The organism is Dyella sp. SG562 (assembly GCF_011759495.1).
GTDB classification, from domain to species: Bacteria; Pseudomonadota; Gammaproteobacteria; order Xanthomonadales; family Rhodanobacteraceae; genus Dyella_D; species Dyella_D marensis.
Genome location: NZ_JAAOYS010000002.1, coordinates 737,608 through 760,785, shown reverse-complemented (window position 1 = coordinate 760,785; position 23,178 = coordinate 737,608). Strand labels below are relative to the sequence as shown.

At 66.7% G+C, this 23,178-nt stretch carries 20 protein-coding genes; 11 read left to right on the top strand and 9 right to left on the bottom strand.

Annotated elements, in window-relative coordinates; translation table 11 throughout:
- Positions 1-245 precede the first annotated feature (245 nt).
- Positions 246-2,456 (top strand): prolyl oligopeptidase family serine peptidase, encoded by a 2,211-nt coding sequence (locus FHW84_RS06860; RefSeq protein WP_167253696.1) that lies wholly within the window; start codon positions 246-248, stop codon positions 2,454-2,456.
- A gap of 39 nt (positions 2,457-2,495) precedes the next feature.
- Here FHW84_RS06860 and FHW84_RS06855 read toward each other — a convergent pair whose 3' ends face one another.
- The 3 genes from FHW84_RS06855 to FHW84_RS06845 form a co-directional block, all read right to left on the bottom strand.
- Positions 2,496-2,978 (bottom strand): hypothetical protein, encoded by a 483-nt coding sequence (locus FHW84_RS06855; protein WP_167253694.1) that lies wholly within the window; start codon positions 2,976-2,978, stop codon positions 2,496-2,498.
- Between the two features lie 59 nt (positions 2,979-3,037).
- Positions 3,038-3,637 carry a hypothetical protein gene (locus tag FHW84_RS06850; RefSeq protein ID WP_167253692.1) on the bottom strand — a complete coding sequence of 200 codons (600 nt, stop codon included), beginning with the start codon at positions 3,635-3,637 and terminating at the stop codon, positions 3,038-3,040.
- 63 nt (positions 3,638-3,700) lie between these two features.
- Positions 3,701-4,570, bottom strand: a complete 870-nt coding sequence (locus FHW84_RS06845) for a LysR family transcriptional regulator (RefSeq protein ID WP_167253690.1) — start codon at positions 4,568-4,570, stop codon at positions 3,701-3,703.
- Positions 4,571-4,733: 163 nt separating this feature from the next.
- Here FHW84_RS06845 and FHW84_RS06840 point away from each other — a divergent pair, with 163 nt between their 5' ends.
- Positions 4,734-6,245 carry an MFS transporter gene (locus FHW84_RS06840; RefSeq protein ID WP_343203569.1) on the top strand — a complete coding sequence of 504 codons (1,512 nt, stop codon included), beginning with the start codon at positions 4,734-4,736 and terminating at the stop codon, positions 6,243-6,245.
- A gap of 148 nt (positions 6,246-6,393) precedes the next feature.
- On the opposite strand, the gene FHW84_RS06835 is transcribed toward FHW84_RS06840, so the two are convergent.
- On the bottom strand, positions 6,394-7,323 hold the full coding sequence (locus FHW84_RS06835) for a winged helix-turn-helix domain-containing protein (protein WP_343203568.1): 930 nt from the start codon (positions 7,321-7,323) through the stop codon (positions 6,394-6,396).
- 217 nt (positions 7,324-7,540) lie between these two features.
- Here FHW84_RS06835 and FHW84_RS06830 point away from each other — a divergent pair, with 217 nt between their 5' ends.
- A complete protein-coding gene (locus FHW84_RS06830) occupies positions 7,541-8,176 on the top strand; it encodes a YceI family protein (RefSeq protein ID WP_167253686.1) in 636 nt (211 codons plus the stop codon).
- 58 nt (positions 8,177-8,234) lie between these two features.
- On the opposite strand, the gene FHW84_RS06825 is transcribed toward FHW84_RS06830, so the two are convergent.
- Positions 8,235-9,503, bottom strand: a complete 1,269-nt coding sequence (locus FHW84_RS06825; protein ID WP_167253684.1) for an N-acetylmuramidase domain-containing protein — start codon at positions 9,501-9,503, stop codon at positions 8,235-8,237.
- Positions 9,504-9,734: 231 nt separating this feature from the next.
- On the opposite strand from FHW84_RS06825, the gene FHW84_RS06820 reads away from it, so the two are divergent.
- Positions 9,735-10,409 carry an outer membrane beta-barrel protein gene (locus FHW84_RS06820; protein WP_167253682.1) on the top strand — a complete coding sequence of 225 codons (675 nt, stop codon included), beginning with the start codon at positions 9,735-9,737 and terminating at the stop codon, positions 10,407-10,409.
- 103 nt (positions 10,410-10,512) lie between these two features.
- On the opposite strand, the gene FHW84_RS06815 is transcribed toward FHW84_RS06820, so the two are convergent.
- Entirely contained in the window at positions 10,513-10,815 is a 303-nt protein-coding gene (locus FHW84_RS06815; protein WP_167253680.1) for a hypothetical protein, read from the bottom strand.
- A 176-nt stretch (positions 10,816-10,991) separates the two neighbouring features.
- Between FHW84_RS06815 and motA the strand changes: the two genes are divergently transcribed.
- The gene (gene motA / locus FHW84_RS06810) at positions 10,992-11,861 is read left to right on the top strand and encodes a flagellar motor stator protein MotA (protein ID WP_167253678.1); all 870 of its coding nucleotides are present in this window, start codon (positions 10,992-10,994) and stop codon (positions 11,859-11,861) included.
- Entirely contained in the window at positions 11,858-12,853 is a 996-nt protein-coding gene (motB, locus tag FHW84_RS06805; RefSeq protein ID WP_167253676.1) for a flagellar motor protein MotB, read from the top strand. Before motA ends, motB begins: the two co-directional genes overlap by 4 nt.
- A 60-nt stretch (positions 12,854-12,913) precedes the next feature.
- Here motB and FHW84_RS06800 read toward each other — a convergent pair whose 3' ends face one another.
- Entirely contained in the window at positions 12,914-13,843 is a 930-nt protein-coding gene (locus FHW84_RS06800; RefSeq protein ID WP_167253674.1) for a sugar kinase, read from the bottom strand.
- Positions 13,844-13,862: 19 nt separating this feature from the next.
- Positions 13,863-15,113 (bottom strand): amino acid deaminase, encoded by a 1,251-nt coding sequence (locus FHW84_RS06795; RefSeq protein ID WP_208399648.1) that lies wholly within the window; start codon positions 15,111-15,113, stop codon positions 13,863-13,865.
- Between the two features lie 225 nt (positions 15,114-15,338).
- Here FHW84_RS06795 and FHW84_RS06790 point away from each other — a divergent pair, with 225 nt between their 5' ends.
- From FHW84_RS06790 to FHW84_RS06780, 3 genes are all read left to right on the top strand, one after another.
- Positions 15,339-16,817, top strand: a complete 1,479-nt coding sequence (locus FHW84_RS06790; RefSeq protein WP_167253670.1) for a D-aminoacylase — start codon at positions 15,339-15,341, stop codon at positions 16,815-16,817.
- Positions 16,818-16,850: 33 nt separating this feature from the next.
- Entirely contained in the window at positions 16,851-17,252 is a 402-nt protein-coding gene (locus FHW84_RS06785) for a RidA family protein (protein ID WP_167253668.1), read from the top strand.
- A gap of 190 nt (positions 17,253-17,442) precedes the next feature.
- Entirely contained in the window at positions 17,443-18,816 is a 1,374-nt protein-coding gene (locus tag FHW84_RS06780) for a gluconate:H+ symporter (RefSeq protein WP_167253666.1), read from the top strand.
- A gap of 119 nt (positions 18,817-18,935) precedes the next feature.
- Here FHW84_RS06780 and FHW84_RS06775 read toward each other — a convergent pair whose 3' ends face one another.
- On the bottom strand, positions 18,936-20,555 hold the full coding sequence (locus FHW84_RS06775; RefSeq protein ID WP_167253664.1) for an FAD-binding protein: 1,620 nt from the start codon (positions 20,553-20,555) through the stop codon (positions 18,936-18,938).
- 386 nt (positions 20,556-20,941) lie between these two features.
- On the opposite strand from FHW84_RS06775, the gene FHW84_RS06770 reads away from it, so the two are divergent.
- Both FHW84_RS06770 and FHW84_RS06765 read left to right on the top strand, forming a co-directional pair.
- On the top strand, positions 20,942-21,607 hold the full coding sequence (locus FHW84_RS06770; protein WP_167253662.1) for a response regulator: 666 nt from the start codon (positions 20,942-20,944) through the stop codon (positions 21,605-21,607).
- 67 nt (positions 21,608-21,674) lie between these two features.
- Positions 21,675-22,994: a sensor histidine kinase gene (locus FHW84_RS06765; RefSeq protein WP_167253660.1), complete on the top strand. Its 1,320-nt coding sequence runs from the start codon at positions 21,675-21,677 to the stop codon at positions 22,992-22,994.
- Positions 22,995-23,178: the final 184 nt, after the last annotated feature.

The following is a 23,178-nucleotide window of genomic DNA, read 5'->3' as shown; positions in this document are numbered from 1 at the left end:
ACGCCCTGGAGGGCGCGCCTTTCATGTCCGAATGTTTATCAACCGCCCGTTGACGTGAAGGCAATGTGATTCCGCATGGCATATGGGCTGGCGAGGCCATGCAGTTCTTTGCGTGCTGCACAGGAGCCAGCGAAGTGCGATGACGATCACATTCCGCCCGGCAGTAATGACTAACGGCGGTTATGACGACAGGTTCCTGCGAACGAAGCTAAGCTCCTGCGCTTCCTCGCTCGCAAGGACATCGCATGAGCCGCAAGTCCGCTTCGCCGCGCAGACACGCTTCCCTTGGCCTCGCCCTGATCGCCTGCATGCTTGCATCGGCGGCTTTCGCCAAGCAGAACGATGGCCCGCCGCCAGCGCGCCGCGTGAACGTGACCGAGCAGATCTTCGGCCATACGGTCAGCGATCCGTACCGCTGGATGGAAAACGAGCCGAATCCCGAATTCCAGAAGTGGCTGACCGCGCAAGGCGACTACACGCGCGCGAACCTCGACGCTTTGCCGACATTGAAGGCCTGGCAGGAAACCCTGCAGAAGACCAGCGGCAGCGAAGTGGTCCGTCGCGCCCAGCGCTATGTCGGCGGACGCCTGTTCTTTATCCGCCAGGAAGGCCAGGGCAGCGGCACGCTGATGCTGCGCGAGGCCGACGGCAAGGAACGCGTGCTGCTCGATCCGGCCACGCTTGCCGGCGAAGGCGGCCATGCCTCGATCACGCTGTTCGCACCGTCGCCGGACGGGAGCAAGGTGGCGGTGAATACCGATCGCGGCGGCGCCGAAGTCACGCGGCTGGAAGTGTTCGACGTCAACACCGGCAAGCCCACCGGCGATGCGGTGGAACCGTTGTGGGGCGAGTTCGCGGCCGACTGGCTGCCCGACGGCAGCGGCTTCGCGTATACGCAGATGGCCCCGGCGGACCAGCGCACGAATGGCGACCCGCTGCAGGACATGCGCCTGCGCTTCCATCGCCTGGGTGCGCCCGCGGCGCAGGATCCGATCCTGCTGCGCGCGGGCAAGGGCGAAGGTGTCAATGCCTCGTTCGAGATTCCGTCAAACCGTTTTCCCACTATCAAATTTCCCACCGGCTCGCGCTGGGCCGTCGCCGCCGTCACGGGCGCGCAACCGGAAACGCGCTACTGCGTCGCCCCGCAGGCCGAGGCGATCAAGCCCGGCGTCCACTGGCGCTGCATCGCCGCGCAGGAGGACCAGGTGCAGGAAGCCGTGGTCCATGGCGACACGCTTTATCTCGTCTCCGCGCACAAGCGCTCCAACGGCGAAGTGCTGGCGCTCGATCTCTCGCAGGCCGATGCCACGCTGGCGCAGGCGCGCTCCGTGCTTCCGCTGGAGCAAGACGACATCGTGGTCGGCCTGGTGCTGACCGACACGCAGAAACTGGCGCCGGCCCGCGACGCCTTGTACGTGAAGGTCACTCGCAACGGCATCGACAGCGTGCGGCGCATCGATTACGCCAGCGGCAAGTCCAGCGCGGTACCGATGCCGCTGGCCGGCGCCGCCTCGCTGTTCCATGCGGACGACAACCAGGACGGTTTTCTGCTGGAACTGCGCGGCTGGACCACGCCGCCGAAATCCTGGCGCTACGACCCCAAGGACAGCGCTATGCACACGCTCGGCCAGGACCAGTCCAGCCCGGCCGACTACAGCATGATCGAGACCACCGAAACCGAATACGTCAGCAAGGACGGCACCCACGTGCCGCTCACCATCCTGCACCGCAAGGATGCGGTGGCGGACGGCAGCCATCGCGCGATTCTGTGGGGCTATGGCACATTCGGATTGTCGGTGGTGCCGGTATTCAATCCCGTGCGCCTGGAGTGGGTGAAGCACGGCAATATCTTTGCCTATGCGCACGTGCGCGGTGGCGGCGAGAAGGGCGAGTCCTGGCACCAGGACGGCAAGGGCGCGAACAAGCACAAGGGCGTGGAGGATTTCATTGCCGGCGTGCAGGCGCTGAGCAAGCTGGGCTATAGCCGCCCGGAACGCACCGGCCTGATTTCCGGCAGCGGCGGCGGCCTGCTGCTCGGCGGCGCGCTGGTGAGCGAGCCGAAGGCGTTCGGCGCCGCGGTATTGCGCGTGGCCTTCGTCAATCCGATCCGCCTGATGCACGCGCACAACGGCGCCAACCTGATCGGCGAATTCGGCGACCCGGGCAAGGCTTCCGACTTCCCCTACATGCTGGCGTCGGACCCGTACCAGAACGTCAAGCCGCATACGGCTTATCCGCCGGTGATGCTGGACGTCAGCCTCAACGACAGCCGCGTCGATCCGTGGCAAACGGGCAAGTTCGCCGCCGCGCTCCGTGCCGCCAATACCAGCGGCAAGCCGATCTGGATCCGCACCAATGCCAACGGCGGGCATGGCATCCAGGTGTCGCTGGGCGCGGAGGCCACGGAGTTTGCGGATATCTACGCCTTCCTGGATGCGCAGCTGCCGACGCCTTGATGCGGGCGCCGGCGGTCTCCGTGCGCGTGCGCCGCCGCGTCAGCGCACGCGCGTGAAGTAGTTGGTGCGGATGATCGGCGTGCCGTTGTCGCCGAAATAGGTGGCCGTTTCCACCATCGATTTGCCGTCCGGGGCGGCGACGTAGATGCGCGTCGAACCCGGGGTCCTGGCCTTGCTCAACACCATCACCAGCACATTCGGCGATGGCTGCGTCAATGCCACGGTGTCGGCCTCCATGCCGCCCGTGATGGAACCCGGGACGCCATCGGTACCCACGGTGGACGTCGAATGGATCCGCACATCGCCGGCATCGACGATATCGACCTCGGTCTTGAGCTTGTTGCCGCCCGCCTCGGCGAACGTGAAGGTGACGCTCTTCGGGCGCGCCGCGGCGGCCATGGGCAGGCGCGCGGTGTCCACCGCCCAGGTGCCGAGCAAAGGCGATGCCGCGGGTGGTGCGGCGAGCGCGGGCGTTCCCTGGATCAAGCCACAAAGCAGCACAGCAGCGCAGAACGCTTTCATGGGGGTACTCCGTGGGAGTGGGGTGGCAGCAGGGTACGGCAAAAACCTTTGCCGCGGGATCAGCGGCTGACCGTGCCGATGTCTTCCACGAACACCAGCTCGCACGCACCGTTGCCGGTGTCTTCGCGCGTCATCGAGGTATACCAGCGCCAGCCATCGGGCCGGCTGGCGTCGACGAGAAAGCCCTGCAGGTGGATCACCTGCCCCGGCTGCACCCGCTCCAGCGCGCGGCGCACCGCATCGTCGGCGGGGATCATGTGCATATTGGCGCTGGAGATTTCGATATCGCGTTGCGGGATGGGGAACTCCTCGACGCGCCAGTAGTAGAAACGGTTGGACTGGCTGATCGAGATCTTCGCCAGCACCGCGCTGTCGGACATCGGGCCCCAGCCCAGCGCGAGATCCACCGGCGCCAGCGAAGCGCCGGCATCGAAGCGGTAATCCTCGCGGGAAAGCACGCGCGCGGTGAGCTCGAAATGAGCACGCGTGAGCAGGCTGACGTCGCCACGCTGCAGGACGGTGCCGTTGGCGATGTCGTCCTGGATGGGCGCAGCGGGAGCGAGCACGCCGGCAGCCGGCACGGATGGACGCTGCCGCGACCAGTGCAGTGCGACCAGCCCGAGCAGCACGAGGACCAGCAGCAAGCCCCATTTACGCATGGATAATGCATTTCCCCTGTTCTTCTAAAAGCATAGCGCAGGCGCCGGCCGCCCGGCCTGCGCTCAGCCGTGGCTGGCCGCGAGCGGAACCCGCGTCATCTGCTCGATCATCCGCCCGAACTCCACCGCCGCCGGCGTCTTGCCGCCGCTGCTCCAGACCAGGGTGAAGTCCACCTTGGACAGCGACGGCAGCCCGTACTGCCCATCGACGATCTTCATGCCCGGCTCCACGTCGTCGCGCGCCAGCACCGTCACCGCCAGCCCCGCGAGTATCGCCGCACGGATGCCCTGCTGGCTCTGCGAAGTGAATACGACATGCCATGGCACGTCCATCCCCTCCAGCGAGGCGATGCCGACCTGGCGGTTGATGCACGGCGAAGGAAAGAACGCGAACGGCAGCGATGCGCCCGCGGGCACGTCGAAGGTCTCCGCGGCCACCCATACGAACTGCGTGCGGCGCAGCGGCGTGCCTTCCTTCTCGTCCGGCGCGGTCATCACCACCGCCAGATCGAGTTCGCCGGCCTTGATCATCGGCATCAGGTCGAGGTTCATGCCGACGCTCACATCCAGCCGCACCGACGGAAACGCGCGGCCGAACTGGCACAGCAAAGTGGGCAGGCGGTCGCCGAGGAAATTCTCCAGCACGCCGAAACGCACCACGCCGGAAATCGGCGACGGCCGGAAGCGGCGCGCCATGCTGTCCAGCGTGTCGAGGATCTTCTGCGCGTACTGCAGAAACTCCTCGCCGTCCTCCGTCAGGGTCAGCGCGCGCGTGGTGCGGTAGAGCAGCTGCCGGCCCACCTGTTCTTCCAGGCGCCGGATCTGATGGCTGATCGCGGACTGGGTCAGGTTCAGGCGCTGCGCCGCACGAGTGAAGCCGCCAGCCTCTTTCACGGCGACGAAGGCGCGCAGCAGGGCGGGGTCGAAGTCCATGGGCGATTGATGAACAGCCTTAATGGGGGCGACAAAAATAAATCATTTCCATCATGGATGGCGCGTGCCGAAAATAAAGGCCTTCCCCTCCTCCCTCGGCAATGCACAAGCCGCGCGGCCAGCCGCGTGCGGCCGGCGTTTGCCTTTCGACCCGGAGTCCACCGTGGCGCCCTCCCCCACCCATCGAAACGCCGTCGCCGCCGTAGCGATCTGCCTCGCGGCCCTGATGTTCGGCCTGGAGATCTCCAGCGTGCCGGCCGTGCTGCCGACCGTGGAAAAATTGCTGCACACCGGCTTCAGCGGCGCGCAGTGGATCATGAATGCCTACACCATCGCCTGCACCACGGTACTGATGGCCTCCGGCACGCTGGCCGACCGCTATGGACGCAAGCGCATGCTGCTGCTGAGCGTGGTGGCGTTCGGCTTCACTTCGCTGGCCTGCGGGCTGGCGCGCGATGCGTCGGTGCTGATCGCCAGCCGCTTCCTGCAGGGCATGAGCGGCGGCGCCATGGTGATCTGCCAGATCGCCGCGCTGTCGCACCAGTTCCAGGAGGGGCCGGCGCGCAGCCGTGCGTTTGCGGCGTGGGGGATCATCTTCGGCGTGGGGCTGGGCTTCGGGCCGATGATCGGCAGCGCGATTGCCGTCTGGCTGGACTGGACCTGGGTGTTTCTCATCCAGGTGCCGCTGTCGCTGGTCACGCTGGCCTTGATTGCATGGAGCGTCGACGAATCGCGCGATCCGGAAGCCAGGCATCTGGACCTGGCGGGCATCGTGTCGATGTCGCTGGCGGTATTCGGGCTGACTTATTTCATCACGCAGGGGCCGTCGCTTGGACTGCACCACCCGCTGGTGCTGATCGCCCTGTCCGGGGCCACCGCCTGCTTCGCCGCATTCCTGTACGTGGAGAAAAACCACGCGCATCCGATGTTCGATTTTTCGGTGTTCCGGATCCGTCCGTTCTCCGGTGCGCTGTACGGCTCGATGGGCATGAACTTCAGCTTCTGGCCTTTCATGATCTATCTGCCGATCTATTTCCAGTCGGTGTTGGGCTATGGCGTCGTCACCTCGGGCCTGGCCTTGCTCGCGTACACGCTGCCGACCTTGGTGATTCCGCCGCTCGCCGAAAAACTGACAGTGCGCTATCAACCGCGCGCCGTCATTCCCGCCGGCCTGTTCACCATCGGCCTGGGCTTCTTCGTCATGCCGCTGCACGGGCTGGCCACCTTGCTGACCGGCTGCGTGCTCGCGGGCATCGGCTTGGGAATGACCAATACGCCCGTGTCCAATACCACGACGGGCTCGGTGCCGACGGCGCGTGCCGGCATGGCATCGGGCATCGATATGAGCGCGCGGCTGATCACCCTGGCGATCAATATCGCGCTGATGGGGTTCCTGCTGATCGAAGGGATACTTGCGCACCTGAAGCGCGCCATGCCCGGCGCGGCGGATGCGTCGGCATTGCGCGATATCGCCAACCAGATCGCCGCCGGCAATCTCTCTTCCTACGGTGCGCCGGCGCACGACGCGCTGGTCCAGGGCTTCCACTGGGTGATGCTGTATGGCGGCATCGGCGCGTGGGTGCTGGCGGCGGCGAGCTTCGTGACGTTCGGTTCGAAGCCACAAAAAACAGCTTCATTGAGCCGCTGCGCAACCGACTCCGGCAACGGAGCCTAATACCGTCATTCCGGCGCAGGCCGGAATCCAGTGGCGGGAGTGCGCGGTTTTCGCGATAGAGCTGGATGGCTTCTCGCGAAAACCAGTCGATATCGCCACTGGATTCCGGCCTGCGCCGGAATGACGAAGGTGAGAGGTGCGGACCTAATTATCGAATCGCCGGCGTCAGCGCCTTCGCCGCCTCGCCGGCAATCTCATCCTGCACCTTGAGCTTGTCGCCCAAGGGCCGGTCGTACGTCGCCGACCACACCACGAACCCATCCGCCGCGCGAACCAGCCGCGCCGCCACGCGCATGGTATCCCCCGACTTCCGCACGCTGCCGTCGAGCACGTAGGCGACACCGAGCGACTTGGCGATATCCGCCACCGGCACCTGCTTGTCCTTGTAATAGAACGACGAGGTCGGCGCGGACACCTGCATGCCGGGGAACTTGCTGAGCTGGTCGATCAGCTCCTCGGTCATGCCGTCGGCGAACGGCTCCTCGTTCATCTTGTCGGTGAGGTCGAGGAAGGGCAGCACGGCGATGGAGCGGGCGCCGCGAGCGGCCTGCGCGGCGGGATGGTCGCGCAGCAGCCAGTAGGCGGAGATGGCGCCGCAGGACAGCAGGATCACGGCGAGCGCCAGGGCTGAGCCGACCAGTGCGCCTCGCCCCTGTCTGGGAACCCTGGGCGGCTCCGGCTTCGCCGCGCTCGTCGCGAGCGTTTCAACGGACGCGCCCGCCTTGTCCGGCAAGGCCTGCACCGCCGCAATCAGCCGATACCCCCGCCGCGGCACGGTGGCGATATACGCCGGCTGCTTGGGATTGTCGCCCAGCAAGCGCCGCAACGACGTCACCGCCTGGTAGACCGAATCCGGCGTGACGATCACTCCCGCCCAGACCTCGTTGAGCAGTTCGTCGATGCTGACCACCTGGCCGGCGCGGTCCGCCAGGCACAGCAGCAGACGCATGGTGCGGGCTTCGACGCGCAGCATGTTGCCGTCGCGCGACAGCTGGTCGGCCATCGGGTCGACGATCCAGTCGCCGATGCGCAGGGTTGCGCGCGTCGAGCGCTCGGGGTCGGAGGGCACGTAACTCACTGTTTATCGCCACCTTGGGGAAAGCCGCCGGATAGTCGCATCAACGTTTGCGGGCCACAACCGAAGGCAACCCGGCCTTGCTTCAGAACTCTTCAGGCCAATTCAGACGCTTTTTCAGGACTTCCCGCGCCGCCGCCGGCACGGTGCCGAGGCACGCCAATGCGTGCTGGAGACCCACGATCGGCCCCGCGCCGACCTCAGCCCTGGAGCCCTGCCCATGATCCGCCGTACCGCCTTCGCCCTTGCGCTCGCCCTCGCCGCCTGCCCGCTCTGGGCGGCCACTTATACGCTGGAGCCCAACCACTCCATGGGCACCCTTCGCTGGAGCCACCTGGACTTCGCCAACCCCACGGCGCAGTTCACCCGCGTCGAGGGCACGCTGGAGTTCGATCCCGCCAATCCGCGCATGGCTTCGGTAATGGTCACCATTCCTCTGGCCAACCTGAGCAGCGGCATCCCCGACCTGGACGAGAACCTGCGCTCTCCCGCCTTCTTCGACCTGGCCCGCTTCCCCACCGCCACCTTCAAGAGCACCAAGGTCGAGACCACCGCCATGGCCAACCAGCTGAAGGTGACGGGCAACCTCACCGTGCACGGCATCACCAGGCCGGTAACGCTGGATGTCACCATCAACAAGGTGGGCGAGAACCCGCGGCTGAAACTGCCGGCGGTGGGCTTCGAGGCGATGGCGACGCTGAAGCGCTCCGACTTCGGCCTAGGCAAGTTCGTGCCGCAGGTAAGCGACGAGGTGACGCTGCACATCACCACGCAGGCGGATGAGGCGAAGGGCTATGCCGCTTATCTGAAGGCCGACGCGGAAGAGGAAGCCGCGGCCAAGGCGGCGAAGAAGTAATCAGTGCATGCGAGGCAGCCGGCACGGCTGGCTGCCTCCATCGGCCTTGGCGTTCTATTTACGGCGCGGCAACGGGACCCGTAGCGGCCGGCGCACCCGTCGGCTGCATGCCGGCGGTAATGGTGTCGAACGCGTCCGCATAGCTCTTTACGTGGTCGCCGTAGCCGGCAATGCCGCCGTTATAGGCCTTGGCGAAGGCGTCGTAATCGCCGTCGTTGAGGTCTTTCTTCATCGACGCGTTGGCGCCGATAAAATCGGTCATCGAGGCGAACTGGTTGTAGGCGCTGTCCTTCAGCGACTGGTACATCGCGTCCGCGCTGGCGTAACCCACGGTGGCATGGTTGAAACCCATCACCTGGCCGGGCCCCATCGAGATGGAGGACGCGGCGGCCTCCGGGTTCATGCCATAGGCGTAATTGAATGCCGACCAGTTGATGTCCTGGTCCTTGGCGGTACCGGTCGGATGCAGCGCATGCCAATCGTCCGGATCGCCCGTGGCATTGAACTTCTGTCCTTTGTAGCCCAGCCCCTTCGCCTGGTTGTACTGGAAGTGCAGATCGAATTCCGGCTGCAGGGAAGGATCGATCGCCTGGTCGAACTTGTGCGCTTCGAAGCGGATGGTCATGCGCGCATGGGGGTCGATCGCGCCACCCGTTTCCTGCGTGATGATGCCGAGCACGTCCTTGACCTTGATGCCGGCCTCGTCCGCCAGGCCTTCGATGGCGGCGCCGTACTTGTTATAGGTCTGCGCCACGGTGAGCTGCACGCCCGTGAGCTTGGAGGTATCGATCAGGCCGAGCCTGCCCGGACCGGATTCGATCGACGGCGGCGCGGTGAGCATGCTCTGCAAGGCCAGCGCCGTGAGATTGGCCTGGCGCAGGTCGGTGGCTTTGACGTCGTAGTCCTTGGCGATCGATTCGATCGTCTCGCCCGGCATCACCGTGTGTTCCATCACCATGCGCGGATTGGCGGCCGGGACGGTAAGGCTGACGCCGGCCCATGGCTGCACGTCCTTGACCGCGTCCTGCAGCTCGGGCACCGACGAGGTGAAATCGAAGCTGCCGCCCGCCGGCTGCAGCAGATCCGGGTTGGCGGCGCGGATGGCATTGGCGTCCACGTTGTAGCGCGCAGCCAGTGCGTCGACCGTTTCGCCAGGCGCCACCGTGTGGCTGAAGTCAAGGCCCACTGTCGCCGCGGGAATGCTCAGCGTAGTGCCCGCGACGGCATCCGCCTGCGGCGTGCCGCCATGGGGATTCGCTGCTTGATCGCCGAGCGATGGCGCGTTGTTCTGCGAGTCGCTGCCGCCTACGCCGCTGGTCGAAGTCATCGGAGTCGCTCCTTGCCGGGGGCTATGCGCGATGGAGCCGAATGTAGGACTAATCCCCGGGGGTTATTACTAGGGTGTTCCCTAGTTCTGCGTTACCGGAAGCGTGACGCGATTTTTCGGAGAGGCTCCGCCGAAGCAACGCCGGACCAACACCCATCTCTGGATAATTCGAGTAGGGCGCATGACAGCCTCTTCTATACGTTGCCCGCACTTTTAACAGCGAGGTAACGCATGACGAAGTGCATCATTGCCGGCTTGCTGCTGACCGCAACGGTTGCGGCCACGGCCGCCCCTCAGGAGCAGGGGCTTTACGGAACCATCAAGCTGTTCGACTCCGATCGGCAACTCTCGGACATGACCCTCACCAGCCCACGCGTCACCCATCGCACACAGCATCCGAAGTCGGCGCACTCACTCAATGGCTCCCTGGGCCTGGGCTATCAATACCAGTCGCCCTTCCGCACCGAGCTGGAATACAGCTTGCCTTCGGACGCGCGCCATGTCGGACGCTGGGCGCCATTCACCGCCAATGACAACGTGCTGCATACCCGCACGCAACGGCTCATGCTCAACGGCTACGCGAGCTGGCCGCTGACGCGAAACCTGTCGCTCTACGGCATGCTCGGTGCGGGTGTGGCGGTGACGACGGCGTCCGGCTGGCAGACCCGCCCGGAGCGGGCGTTCGAACCGCACCGGAATGTGCGCGCCGCTTACGCCGTGGGCGCCGGTGCGGATCTACGCATCGCGGCAGGCATGCACCTGGAACTCGGCTATCGACAGGTCGATCTGGGGCGCATTTCGACGAACCCGAATCTGTTCGACAACCGCGCCCACGCCCGCGACGAACAGCTGAAGGGACATCTGCGCGAACACAACGTCTATCTGGGTTTCCGCAAGAGGCTTTGATCCTTGCGCGCGGGGCATGGATGCCTCCGCCGCCACGCGGGCGGGGAAATGGAGGCATCCATGCCTCCCTCGCTTCCCCGTCCTTCCCCCTGGCTTTGTCCGGTCAATCGGTTTTCCACATCGAGGGATCGATCATGAAGGACGTCCCGGGCTGCAGCCGCATCCTCTTCAGCGTGTCCACCAGGCGATCGCGCGCACGCAACTGCCTGTCTCCATCCATCGGGTCCCACGAGGAACCGATATCGCTGTCCAACGTCTGCAGCTTCAGCGCCACCGGAGGTCCCAGCTCGGCAATGGTCATGCCGCGCTCCCGCACGATGCCGGGTCCGCGCCCCACCTTGTCGATCCAACCCATAAGAGCACTGGCCTGATACAGCGCCTGGTCGTAACTCAGCTTGTCAGCCATGAATCCCCCCTGTGCGATTGGAATGGGCGGAGTCTAGGGGGCCATGGACGGGAGCGATTGACCGCCCGTCTCATTCTTCCAGCACGCATATCACGGCGCCGGTCGGCTCAATTTTTTTACCCCCGCGCCGATAAGACCCGGACACGGAGCAAGAGGCTCCGTCCCCCGGAGCGAATATGCTGGTCCTGATCGGCGCCGTCGTGGTGCTTGGATGCGTGCTTGGCGGTTTTCTGTTGTCGCATGGGCAGATGCTTGCGCTGTGGCAGCCGTATGAGTTGCTGATCATCGGCGGTGGTGCGCTGGGTGCGTTTCTGTCGGCCAATCCGTCCAAGGTGGTGAAGGCGGCGGCGCGCGATGCGCTGGGGCTGCTGAAGGGGCCGAAGTATCGCAAGCAGGATTATGTGGATCTGCTGGCGATGCTCTACGACCTGTTCAGCCTGATGCGCAAGGAAGGACTGCTCAGCCTGGAGCAGCACGTGGAGGACCCGCAGTCCAGCCCGCTGTTCTCGGCTTATCCGCGGCTGCTGCGCGAGCATCACCTGATCGAATTCACCACCGACTGCCTGCGGCTGATGGTGGGTGGCAGCATGAATCCGCATGAGCTGGAGCAGTTGCTGGAGGTGGAGCTCGAAGCGCACCACCAGGAGGCGGTGGCGCCCGCGCTGGCGGTGACCAAGCTGGCCGACGCCCTGCCGGGCTTCGGCATCGTGGCGGCGGTGCTCGGCATCGTCACCACCATGTCCCAGCTCGATGGCGATACCTCGCGCATCGGCATGCATATCGCCGGCGCGCTGGTCGGCACCTTTCTCGGCATCCTGCTGTGCTACGGCTTTGTCGGTCCGCTCGGCGCGGCGATGGAGAACCGGGTGCAGGAGGACGGCAAGGCCTTCGAGTGCGTGAAGATCGCCCTGCTGGCCAATCTGCGCGGCTATAACCCCAAGGTAGCCGTGGAGTTCGCGCGCAAGTCGCTTTCCACCAACACCCGCCCGGGCTTCCAGGACCTGGAGGATCACCTCAAGGCGCCGCGCGCCAAGGCCACGGCATGAGCGAGCAGGGCCAGCTGCCGCCCATCGTGGTGCGGCGGGTGAAGCGGCGCGGCCATGGCGGCCATCATGGCGGCGCCTGGAAGGTGGCTTACGCCGACTTCGTCACGGCGATGATGGCGTTCTTCCTGGTGATGTGGCTGATCGGCGCCGGCACGCGCGAGCAGCGCGCGGCGATTTCCGAGTATTTCAAGAATCCCAACATGACGCAGGGAACCGCCACCATGGCGCCACCGGGACAAACCGGGCCGGGCGGCGCCAGCACGAGCATGATCAAGCTCGGTGGCGCGAAAGATCTGGCGCGCGCTCCCGGCGGCAAAGCCCAAGGCGGCATCGCGGCCAGCGTGGACCCGAAGGAGATCGAGAAAGAAGCGCGGCGGCAGGAACGCGCGCGGCTGGAAGACCTGATGCAGCAATTGCAGGCGGCGATCCAGAACAGCCAGGCCCTGGCCCCGTTCAAGGACCAGCTGCTGCTGGACATCACGCCCGAAGGCCTGCGCATCCAGATCGTCGACAAGCAGAACCGCCCCATGTTCGACATCGGCAGCGCCCAGCTGCGGCCGTACACCATGACGATTCTTGAGGAACTGGCAGGTTTCATCGACCGCGTGCCGAACCGGATCAGCCTGTCCGGGCATACGGACGACGCGCCGTACAACAGCGATCATCGCTACAGCAATTGGGAACTGTCGGCCGACCGCGCCAACGCCGCACGCCGCGCCCTGCTCGCCGGAGGCCTGACCGAAGACAAGATCGCCCGCGTCGTAGGCCTGGCCGCCTCAGTGCCGTTCGACCGCAGCAATCCGGCCGACCCGGTCAACCGGCGCATCAGCATCATCGTGATGAACAGGCAGGCGGAGGCGTCGTCGCTGTTGCAGGAGACCGGGCCGGCGGTGGCCGCCACGGCCGGCGCGACCCTGCCCGATGCCGCGCCTGTCGTGCCGGCTTCGCCGGCGGTGGCGATCCTGACGGTTCATCCGCGACCGGCGCGGTGACCCGCGCCCCTCGCGCTGGATGACGCCGATGGCGCGATGCTTATCGGGCCCGGCCTGCGCTCATGAAGCGCAGGCGTATTTCTCCAGCGCCCCGTACACCGCCGCGGCATGCGGAATGGAAGCGACGGCGCCGTAGCCGGTGGTCGACAGTGCCGCGGCCACGTTGGCATAGCGCGCCGCTGCCACGGCATCGTCGCCTGCCACCAGCCGCGCGACGAAGGCGCCGCCGAAGCAATCGCCCGCGCCGGTGGCATCGACCGCCTCCACTGCGTACGCCGGCACCAGGGTGCGTTGATGCAGCGTGGCGACGTAGCAACCCTGCGCGCCCATCTTCAGCGCGATCAGCTCGACGCCGTAGCCCAGCAGCGTGTCGACGATGAAGTCGCGGTCGTCGCAATCCAGCAAGGCGGTGACGTCGTCCCAGCTCGGCAGGCACACCTCGCACATCCGCAGCGCTTCGCGCATGACGGCGCGGGCCCGCGCCAGCGGCCACAGGCGCAACCGCAGGTTGGTGTCGAACGAGACCATGACGCCGGCCGCGCGCGCCTCTTCCATCGCGGCCAGGCCGGCATCGCAGGCGCTCTGGCTGATCGCCAGGCTGATGCCCGACAGGTGCAGCGCGCGCGCCGAGGCGATGGCCCGGCGCGGCAGCCGGTCCGGCGCATAGCGGCTGGCGGCGGAACCGGCGCGCAGGTAGTCGAAATGGTGTCCCGACGCATCGTGCGACACGAAGTACACGCCGGTCGGCGCCTGTTCGTCCGTCAGTACATGGGTGTGCTCGACCTGCTCCGCTTCCCATAGCTGGCGCAGGCCATCGCCGAAGCGGTCTTCGCCGACGGCGCCGATATAGCCCGCCTCGGCGCCTTGGCGCGCGGCGGCGATGCAGAAGTTGGAGGTGTCGCCGCCGTAGCCGAGCTGCCATGCGGCGCTGTCCGGACGGGTCTGGTTGAATTCGGCGAGCGGCTCGCCGAAGGCCAGGATCTGCGTCATTGCTGTTCGTCCTGCCGTCTCAGAAATAGGTCTGCACGATGTCGACCACCTGGCCGGCATCGTCGATCACGGGAATCTGCCGCCACTTGTCGAAGGTCAGGCAGGGATGGGAGATGTCGAAGGCGAGCATGTCGCCGACGCGAAGATCGTCGCCGGCGGCGATCTTCAGATAGGCGTGCTGGTCCATCATGCCGGTGATCGCCCAGTGCTCCGGCACGGCCGCGGGGGCGGAGCTGCCGGGCCGGAAGTGCGCGGCCGGCAGCGGGAAACCCGCGTCGAAGGCGGCATCGCGCTTGCCCAGCGCCACGATGGCCAGCTCCGGTTCCGGCACGGATTGCACGTAGGCCCACACCTGCAGGGCGGGCAGCAGGCTGGACTGCATGCGTCGCGCGATGGGATTGCTCGCCTGGATGCGCGTCTGCGCGGCGCGGTAGGCACCGACATCGTGCGTGAGATAACAGCCCGGGCGCAGCACCACATCGAGCGGCACACCGATATCGGCTTTGGAAAATTCTTCGGCCACCACGTCGTACCAGGCCGACCCGGCACCGCTCAGCACCGCCGGCGCGCGTTCCAGGCGGCCCGCCCGCGCCAGGGCATGCACGGCCTCGACCGCACGCTGCAGAAAGGCGCGGATCACTGCCTCGTCTTTCAGCACGCCCTCGTAGACTTCCACACCGGCCAGCTTGACCGTGCCCTGCGCCTGCGCCAGCGCTTCGAGCACCGCCTGCCATTGCGCCTCGTCGCGCACGCCGGTGCGGCCACCCTGCACGCCGAGCTCGATCAGCACCTGGACGCGCTGCCCGGCCGCGCCGAAGAACGCCGCCAGCTGCCGCACCTGTTCGACGCTGTCGACCAGGCAGAAGAACTCGAACGACGCATCGGCCAGCAGCTCGGCGACGATCGCCATATTGCGCCGCCCCACCAGCTGGTTGGCCATCAGCACGCGCCGCACGCCATGCGCATACGCCGCGCGCACCTGCTGCGCCGTCGCCAGCGTGATGCCCCAGGCGCCGGCGTCGAGCTGGCGCGCGAACAGGCGCGGCGCCATGGTGGTCTTGCCGTGCGGCGCGAGCTGCACGCCGTATTCGGCGGCGAAGCGCTGCATCCATGCCAGGTTGTGCTCGAGCCGCGGCTGCGACAGCACGGCCGCGGGCAGGCTGAGGTCTTCCCCGAACAGATTCCAGCCGCGCGCGGCGATCTCTTCCGGCGCACAGGGCGCGTCGAGCCCGCCGATGCCTTTGTCGAGCGGATGGACGGTGGCGGCCATGAGGCCGCTCGGCGACTTTCGGTCGGGCATAGGGAATTGTCCTAAATACCGGGGGATGTCACGGAAAAAATTGATCATAGGCGAACGGTCATCGATCTTGAACGCACGCGAACGCCGACGCCATCGCACCGATCCAATTTTCAGAATTAACCGTCAGATCTTTCCATCACCACCAGCAGCTACCGACGCACCAGCCTAGATATTTCCTACCGACCGAGGATCGCCATGCAGCACTTTCACACTCTTATCCGCCGCGTCCGCATCGTCGATGGCAGCGGCGCCGACATGGACGACACCTTGTTCGACGTCGCCATCGAAGACGGCCGCATCGCCGAGATCGGCCACGCGCTGGTCAGCCGCTGGCGCGGCATCGATGAAATCGACGGCGCTGGCCTGACGCTCGCTCCCGGCTTCATCGACGTGCACACGCACGACGACCTGCAGCTGATCCGCGAGCCGCAGATGCTGCCCAAGCTGTCGCAGGGCGTGACCACTGTGGTAGTCGGCAACTGCGGCATCAGCGCCGCGCCCGTCGCCCTGGGCGGCGAGCCGCCGGACCCGATGAACCTGCTCGGTCCGGCGCAGGCGTTTGCCTATCCCACCTTCGCCGCCTACGTCGAAGCCATCGGGCGCGCGCAGCCGGCGGTGAACGTGGCGGCCCTGGTCGGCCATACCTCGCTGCGCCAGAACCATATGGACCGGCTGGACCGCTGCGCCACGCCGGCGGAGATCGATGCCATGCGCGGCCAGCTGCGCGAGGCGCTGGCGCATGGCGCGCTGGGCCTGTCCACCGGACTGGCCTACGGCAATGCGTTTGCCGCCACCACCGAGGAGGTGATGGCGCTGGCCGAGCCGCTGGCGGCGGCCGGCGCCATCTACGCGACGCATCTGCGCACCGAGTTCACCGGCATCCTCGGCGCCATCGACGAAGCCTGCCGGATCGGCCGGCAGGCGCGGGCGCCGGTGGTGATTTCGCATCTGAAATGCGCCGGCGCCGCCAACTGGGGCCGCGCGGGCGAGGTACTGGACGCCATCGAGGCGGCGCAGCGCGATCATGCGGTCGGCTGCGATGCCTATCCCTATATCGCCAGCTCGTCCACGCTCGACCTGAAGCAGGTCACCGATGACATCGAGATCGACGTCACCGCATCGGTGCCGCATCCGGAAATGGCCGGGCGCACGCTCAGGCAGATCGCCGAACTCTGGGGCATGGATCTGATGGAGACCGCGCGCCGCCTGCAACCGGCCAATGCCGTCTATCACAACATGTCCGATGCGGACGTCTCGGACATCCTGGCGCATCCCGCCACCACCATCGGTTCCGACGGCCTGCCGCACGACGTGCATCCGCATCCGCGCCTGTGGGGCGCGTTTCCGCGCGTGCTGGGCTACTACAGCCGCGAACGCGGCCTGTTCGGCCTGGCCACCGCCGTGCGCAAGATGACCGGGCAGTCGGCGGAGCGCTTCGGCCTGGCCGGGCGCGGCTTCGTCCGCCCGGGTTATTGGGCCGACCTGGTGCTGTTCGACCCCGCCACCGTGCGCGACACGGCCACCTTCGACCAGCCGCGGCAGCAGGCGGCCGGGATCGAGGCCGTATGGGTGAACGGCGTGCTGTCCTATCGCCAGGGCCGCGCCCTGCCGCAGCGCGCGGGGCGTTACCTTCCCCGGCAGGCGGCGGCGCATGCCGCCGCGGCTACCGCCTGATTTCCATCCACTCCAACATCCGAGGACTCAAGCATGACCGATCCCATCGTTCGATTCGGCGTCGAAGGCGGCTCCGGCACCGGCGGCCAGCATCTGCCCTTCGCGCGCGCCGCGGGTGCCGACGGCTGGCTGTTCGTCTCCGGGCAGACGCCGATGGTGGACGGCGAGGTGATCCACGGCGGCATCATCGAGCAATCGCACCAGACCATCCGCAACCTGATCGCCATTCTCGAAGAAGCCGGCTACGGCACCGAGCACGTCGTGCGCTGCGGCGTGTGGCTGGACGATCCACGCGACTTTCCTTCGTTCAACCGCGTGTTCAAGCAGTACTTCGGCGCGCACCCGCCGGCGCGCGCCTGCGTGGTGTCGAGCATGGTGGTGGACTGCAAGGTCGAGGTCGACTGCGTGGCCTACAAGAAACCGACGGCGGCGTAATCAGCCCATGGAATCTCAGCGGTCGCGCCCGAGATTTCAGGCCTTCGGGTAAGAGCTTTCGCATCATTGCGATGCGTAGCTATAGGAGTCTGCTGAAAACAACGCGGACAAAGGCGATTGCCAACCGACAGGAGCGTTTTGTCAGGCATCTTGAGCCGGTGTCCCGTATCCATCGCGCACCGGTGAGGCAATGAACCCCATACAAACCAACTTTCTGTTGCAAGGCGATGCCTTGCTGCTGGCGGCAACCGTGGCCGTGGGCGTCCTGATCTATCTGATCGCGGCGCTCAAGCTCAATCCCTTCGTCGCCCTGCTGGCCGTATCGCTCGGCTTGGGTGCAGCGGTCGGCATGCCGATGAAGGGCATCGTCAAGGCGTTCGAGACCGGCGCCGGCAATACGCTGGGCCATATCGCGCTGCTGATCGCGCTGGGCACCATGCTCGGCAAGATGATGGCCGAGTCCGGCGGCACCGAACGCATCGCGCATACGCTGATCGCCGCGTTCGGCGAGCGGCGCGCGCACTGGGCCATGATGTTCGTGGCCTTTATCGTCGGCCTGCCGGTGTTCTTCGACGTCGGCTTCGTGCTGCTGATACCGGTGGCCTTCCATATCGCCCGGCGCGCCGGCCTGCCGCTGCTGCTGATCGGCCTGTCGATGGCGGCCGGCCTTTCGGTGGTCCATGGGCTGGTGCCGCCGCATCCGGCGGCCCTGCTGGCGGTCACCGCGTACAAGGCCGACATCGGCAAGACCATCCTCTACGCGGTGCTGGTGGGCCTGCCCGCGGCGATCATCGCCGGGCCTTTGTACGCCCGCTGGATCACGCGCTACGTCGTCGTCGAGGGCGACAATCCGCTGGAGAAGGAATTCGTCGAGATGGACGGGGCGCGCGAGCTGCCGAGCTTCGGCATCGCGCTGGCCACGCTGCTGCTGCCGGTGCTGCTGATGCTGGTCGGCACCTGGGCCGACCTGCTGACCTCGCCGGGCGGCGCGGCCAACCAGTTGCTGGCCTTCCTCGGCAATCCGGTGGTGGCCCTGCTGGTCGCGGTGCTGCTGAGCTTCTACACCTTCGGCAAGCGCCGTGGCTTCAGCCGCGAGACCATCCTCGGTTTCACCAACGACTGCCTCGCGCCGACGGCCACCGTCATCCTGGTGGTGGGCGCGGGCGGCGGCTTCGGCCGCATCCTGCTGGATTCGGGCGTTTCCCACGCCATCATCGCCGCGACGCAGTCCTCGCAGATTTCGCCGCTGCTGCTGGGCTGGCTGATCGCCGCCCTGCTGCGCATCGCCACCGGCTCGGCCACGGTGGCCATGGGCACGGCCTGCGGCATCGTCGCCCCGATCGCCGCGGCGGCGAGCAAGGCGGTGCATCCGGAACTGATGGTGCTGGCCACGGGTGCCGGTTCGCTGATCCTGTCCCACGTCAACGACGGCGGTTTCTGGATCGTGAAGCAGTACTTCAACATGACCGTGACGCAGACGCTCAAGACCTGGACGGTGCTGGAGACGCTGATCTCGATCATCGCGCTGCTGCTTACCCTGGGACTGGCCGCGATCGTTGGCTGACGGGCTCGAACGATCCGGGAGCACGCATGCTCCCGGATCGGCCTCATAGCCCATGCCACCGCGTGGCATGCTCCGAAAGGCCCCGCAACGCACAGAGCCTGCCGGCGCGGCTTCGGTCGTCAGCCGCGGTGAACGGGCGGCGGCGTGGCCCCCAGCGACATCGAGAAGCGGAAGATCCGGCCTGGATCGTACTTGTTCTTGGTGGCGACCAGCTCCTTGTACAGCGGCCCGTAATAGAGTTCACCCCAGTTGTAGTAGGGCTTGGACGGGTCCTCGCCGGTCAGCATGTCGACGTCCGGATAGCCGATATAGCAGCCCTCGTAGCGCGACGCCGGCAAGGCCAGCGACTTCGGATACGGCGTGCCGTTATAGCCGTCGAAGCGGTGCACTTCGTAGTAGAAGTCGCGCAGCCACTGGATGTGCTTCTCGTCGTTGGCGCTGTCCGTCCAGTAGGTCTGGTACTGCAGCTTCATGATCGAATTGCGCTGGAACACCGCCGTTCGATTCGCAGCCGGATCGAAGCCGTTGTTTCCCGCGGCCTTGCGATTGATGGCGCCGCCGTAGGAATCGACCTGCACCAGCGACTGCGAGAAGTCGCCATCGCCTTCCTGCACCAGGTACTTGAAGAGCGCATCCATCTCGTGGTCGGTGAAGACGTCCTTCATGTACGAGGACTTGTACTTGCCGCGCTGGTTGTTGCCCGAACCGTTGACCGTCTGCGTCGCATACAGCCAGTCGTACACGATGGCGCCCTCCGGCAGCTCGCCGACGGCCTGGCGCGAGACAGGATGCCGCGCAAACGGAAGCGGCCCCGTGCCCGGCATATAGGCGGTGTGCGGCGCGCCCTCCGCCACCGAGTCCATGGCGTTGATCAGGTCGAGCAGCGGCTGGGTGTCTTCCAGCTGTCCGTTCTGGTCCGTGTACTGCACCACCAGGCCGATGTTGCCCGCGCTGATATGCGTGAGCTTGAACAAGGTGAACAGGCCATAGGTACGGGGGTCGCTGTCGGCCCGCTTCATGTAGTTGGCATAGGCCTGCAGGAAAGCCTTGAACCTGGGCTTGTCGTTCTCGAACTGCGCCCACGGATACTGCTTCGTCAACAGCGCCACCTTGGCGGGTGCCTTGGGCAGCGGGTCGAAGTAATAGCTGGTAATGATGCCGACGTTGCCGCCGCCACCGCCGCGGCAGAGCTTGAACAGGTCCGGATCGTTAGTGGCATCGACCAGGCGGCGCTCCACCGCCCCGTTCTTGCCCACGGTCAGCAGCTCCACCGCCTTGAGCCAGTCCACGGTCAGGCCGTGCATGCGCGACATCAGCCCGTAGCCGCCGGCCACCACGTGGCCGCCCACGCCGACCGAGTAGCACGAGCCGCCCGGCGGCAGGCTGCCGGTGAGCTTGAACAGGTTGACGTAGCCGTCCCAGTTCTGCGTACCGGCGCCGACGCGGTAAAAGGGGTTGTCCGCGTCGTCGTGGATGCTCAGCTCGGTCAGCTGGCCGATGTCGATGATGACGCCGCCGGAATTGTTGGATACGAAGCCTTCGTAGCAATGCCCGCCGCTGCGGACGGTGGGGCGCAAGCCCTGGTTCACGGCGTTCTGCAAGGCGCGCTCGGCATCTTCCACGGTGCGGCAGACGTAGATCGAGCCCGCGTCCTGGCCGGGAGACGGCCAGCGCTGGTTGAAACCCTTCTTCAGGGTCTCGTAGCGGGAATCCTCTTTTCCAATCGAAATGTATGACATGGCAAATCCTCGCCTGATTGATGATCCATGGCGCTTCGGGGGTCGAAGCAGGGGGAACACGGAGTGGCCGCCGCCGTGCCGGAAAGGTCGATCGCCCGTTCCGGGCAGCGCCGCGGGCGTCTCCGTGGCGATCATTTTTGCCGGCGCCCCGTGGGCGCGGTGTGGTTTGGGCGGGAGATTCAGAGCGCATCCCGCACATCCAGTATTTGTACGAAATTGGCGGCTTGCTCGATCGAAACCTGCGCCGTGGAAAACGCTTAGGCGTGATGGCGGCGTATTCGAAGCACCGGTCCGCGGCGACCTTAGTTTTTTCTTAGCCGGTACCGGCTATTTCCCCCGGGCATGGGCCTGCTAGCATGCCGGGCACTCCGTTCAACGTGCCTCTTATGCGCATATTGCTAGTCGAAGACGATCCGCTGGTGGCCGATGGCATCGTTCGTGGCCTTACCGGCGAGGGCTATGTGGTCGACCACGTGGGCACCGCCGAGCCGGTCTCCGGGATGATGGACAGCGCCCACTACGACCTGGCCATCATCGACTTAGGCCTGCCCGGCGAGGACGGCCTGAGCCTGGTGCGCCGCCTGCGCCGCTCCGGCCAGGGCCTGCCGCTGCTGATCGTCACCGCGCGCGACGGCCTGGACGACCGCGTCAGCACGCTCGACCTGGGCGCCGACGACTACCTGGTGAAGCCCTTCGCCCTGCCGGAACTGGCCGCGCGCTGCCGCGCCCTGATCCGCCGCGCCAGCGCCGCCAGCGCCAACGAACTCACCGTCGGCGGCCTGCGCATCGACCTGGCCGGCCGCCGCGCCATCAATGCCGCGGGCGAGGCGCTGGAACTGACCCGCCGCGAATGGTCCATCCTCGAATGCCTGGCGCACCACAGCGGCAAGGTGGTGAGCAAGGAGCGCCTGACCCAGGCCATCGCCGGCTGGAGCGAGGACATCTCCGGCAACGCCATCGAAGTGCACGTGTCGCGCCTGCGCAGCAAGCTGGGCGACTCGGCCTCGATCCGCGGCATCCGCGGCCTCGGCTACCGGCTCGAGGACGGCTGACATCACTCCGCGGCGCCCCAGCGTCCGCCGCCGCCTGCTGGGCTACCTGCTGGCCCCGCTGACGGTGATGCTGGTGGTCGGCGTGGCGATCGACCATCACTCGATCGTGTCGCCGATCTACGCCTCGTTCGACCGCTCGCTGGCGCGCGCGGTACTGGCGATCGCCACGCAGATCCACCGCCAGCCCGGCGGCCAGTTCGACATCATGCTGCCGGACCATCCGCCGCCGCCGCTGCGCGCGCTGCCGGAAGAACGCTTCTTCTATCGCGTCAGCAATGCGCAGGGCTCGACCTACGCCGGCTCCGAAGACCTGCCGATCGTGCCGGCCGAGAAGGACGACGAATTCGCCTACGCCGACGCCAGCTACCAGGGGCTGGGTTTGCGCCTGGTGAGCTACCGCGTGATCGAAGGCGGCGAGCCGCTGGTCATTACCGTGGGCGAGACGCCGCTGCGCCGCGACATGGCGGTGCAGCGGATGGACCTGTCCTTCGGCGTCAACGACAGCATCCAGATGCTGCTGGTGTTCGGCATCGCCCTGTTCGGCATCAGCGTGGCGCTACGCCCGCTGCAGCGGCTGCGCGACCAGATCGCCAACCGCCCCTCGCACAATCTCACCGCGCTGCCCACCGACAACGTGCCCAGCGAAGTGCTGCCGCTGGTCGAATCGCTCAATGCGCTGCTGGGCACGGTGCGCGACTCCGCGCTGTCGCAGCAGCATTTCCTCGCCAACGCGGCGCACCAGCTGCGCACGCCGCTCACCGGAGTGAAGGCCCAGTTGGAAGTGCTGGCCCGCGACACCGCCGGCACGCCGCTGCATGAGCGCATCGCCCTGCTGCATGGCGGCGTCGACCGCCTGGCGCATACCGCCAACCAGCTGCTGGCGCTGGCCCGCGCCGAGCCGTCGGCGCACGGCTCCAGCCGCTTCCTGCCGGTGGACCTGGGCAAGCTGATCGCCCAGGTGGTGAGCGCCTCGCTGGACCGCGCCCTGGCCCACGACATCGACCTGGGCGCCGACTGCCAGCCGGCGCGCGTGGCCGGCGTGTACTGGGTGCTGCACGAGCTGCTGATCAACCTGGTCGACAACGCCATCCGCCATACGCCGGCCGGCGGCCACGTCACCCTGCGCTGCGGCGTGGAGGGCGGGCGGCCGTTCCTGGAAGTGGACGACACCGGCAGCGGCATCCCGCCGGCCGACCGCGAAAAGGTGAAGGAGCGCTTCTACCGCGGTCCCAACAGCGACGGCGACAGCTGCGGCCTGGGCCTGGCCATCGTCGAGGAATCGGCCCGCGCCCACGGCGCCAGCTTCAGCATCCTCGATGGCAGCTGCGGGCGCGGCGCGCGGATGCGGATCGATTTCCCGGTGCGCGCCTCGTCGCCGGATCGCTAGCCTCAACCCTTCGGGTGGAATCCTTCTCCCCTCGGCGACCCGAAGGTAGTCCCCGTGGGAGAGAAGGTGGCGGCAGCCGGATGAGGGTCCGGCCGGGAGCGGTGCATAACACTCTTGCGCTCCGCCCGTACCCTCACCCCAACCCCAACCCCTCTCCCAAGGGGAGAGGGGCTTCATGTAACGC

Bases quoted from the DNA above. Each gene is read 5' to 3' on its own strand.
- FHW84_RS06860 (WP_167253696.1), top strand. From the start codon at position 246: ATGAGCCGCAAGTCCGCTTCGCCGCGCAGACACGCTTCCCTTGGCCTC.
- FHW84_RS06855 (WP_167253694.1), bottom strand. From the start codon at position 2,978: ATGAAAGCGTTCTGCGCTGCTGTGCTGCTTTGTGGCTTGATCCAGGGA.
- FHW84_RS06850 (WP_167253692.1), bottom strand. From the start codon at position 3,637: ATGCGTAAATGGGGCTTGCTGCTGGTCCTCGTGCTGCTCGGGCTGGTC.
- FHW84_RS06845 (WP_167253690.1), bottom strand. From the start codon at position 4,570: ATGGACTTCGACCCCGCCCTGCTGCGCGCCTTCGTCGCCGTGAAAGAG.
- FHW84_RS06830 (WP_167253686.1), top strand. From the start codon at position 7,541: ATGATCCGCCGTACCGCCTTCGCCCTTGCGCTCGCCCTCGCCGCCTGC.
- FHW84_RS06825 (WP_167253684.1), bottom strand. From the start codon at position 9,503: ATGACTTCGACCAGCGGCGTAGGCGGCAGCGACTCGCAGAACAACGCG.
- FHW84_RS06820 (WP_167253682.1), top strand. From the start codon at position 9,735: ATGACGAAGTGCATCATTGCCGGCTTGCTGCTGACCGCAACGGTTGCG.
- FHW84_RS06815 (WP_167253680.1), bottom strand. From the start codon at position 10,815: ATGGCTGACAAGCTGAGTTACGACCAGGCGCTGTATCAGGCCAGTGCT.
- motA (WP_167253678.1), top strand. From the start codon at position 10,992: ATGCTGGTCCTGATCGGCGCCGTCGTGGTGCTTGGATGCGTGCTTGGC.
- motB (WP_167253676.1), top strand. From the start codon at position 11,858: ATGAGCGAGCAGGGCCAGCTGCCGCCCATCGTGGTGCGGCGGGTGAAG.
- FHW84_RS06800 (WP_167253674.1), bottom strand. From the start codon at position 13,843: ATGACGCAGATCCTGGCCTTCGGCGAGCCGCTCGCCGAATTCAACCAG.
- FHW84_RS06795 (WP_208399648.1), bottom strand. From the start codon at position 15,113: ATGGCCGCCACCGTCCATCCGCTCGACAAAGGCATCGGCGGGCTCGAC.
- FHW84_RS06790 (WP_167253670.1), top strand. From the start codon at position 15,339: ATGCAGCACTTTCACACTCTTATCCGCCGCGTCCGCATCGTCGATGGC.
- FHW84_RS06785 (WP_167253668.1), top strand. From the start codon at position 16,851: ATGACCGATCCCATCGTTCGATTCGGCGTCGAAGGCGGCTCCGGCACC.
- FHW84_RS06780 (WP_167253666.1), top strand. From the start codon at position 17,443: ATGAACCCCATACAAACCAACTTTCTGTTGCAAGGCGATGCCTTGCTG.
- FHW84_RS06775 (WP_167253664.1), bottom strand. From the start codon at position 20,555: ATGTCATACATTTCGATTGGAAAAGAGGATTCCCGCTACGAGACCCTG.
- FHW84_RS06770 (WP_167253662.1), top strand. From the start codon at position 20,942: ATGCGCATATTGCTAGTCGAAGACGATCCGCTGGTGGCCGATGGCATC.
- FHW84_RS06765 (WP_167253660.1), top strand. From the start codon at position 21,675: ATGCTGGTGGTCGGCGTGGCGATCGACCATCACTCGATCGTGTCGCCG.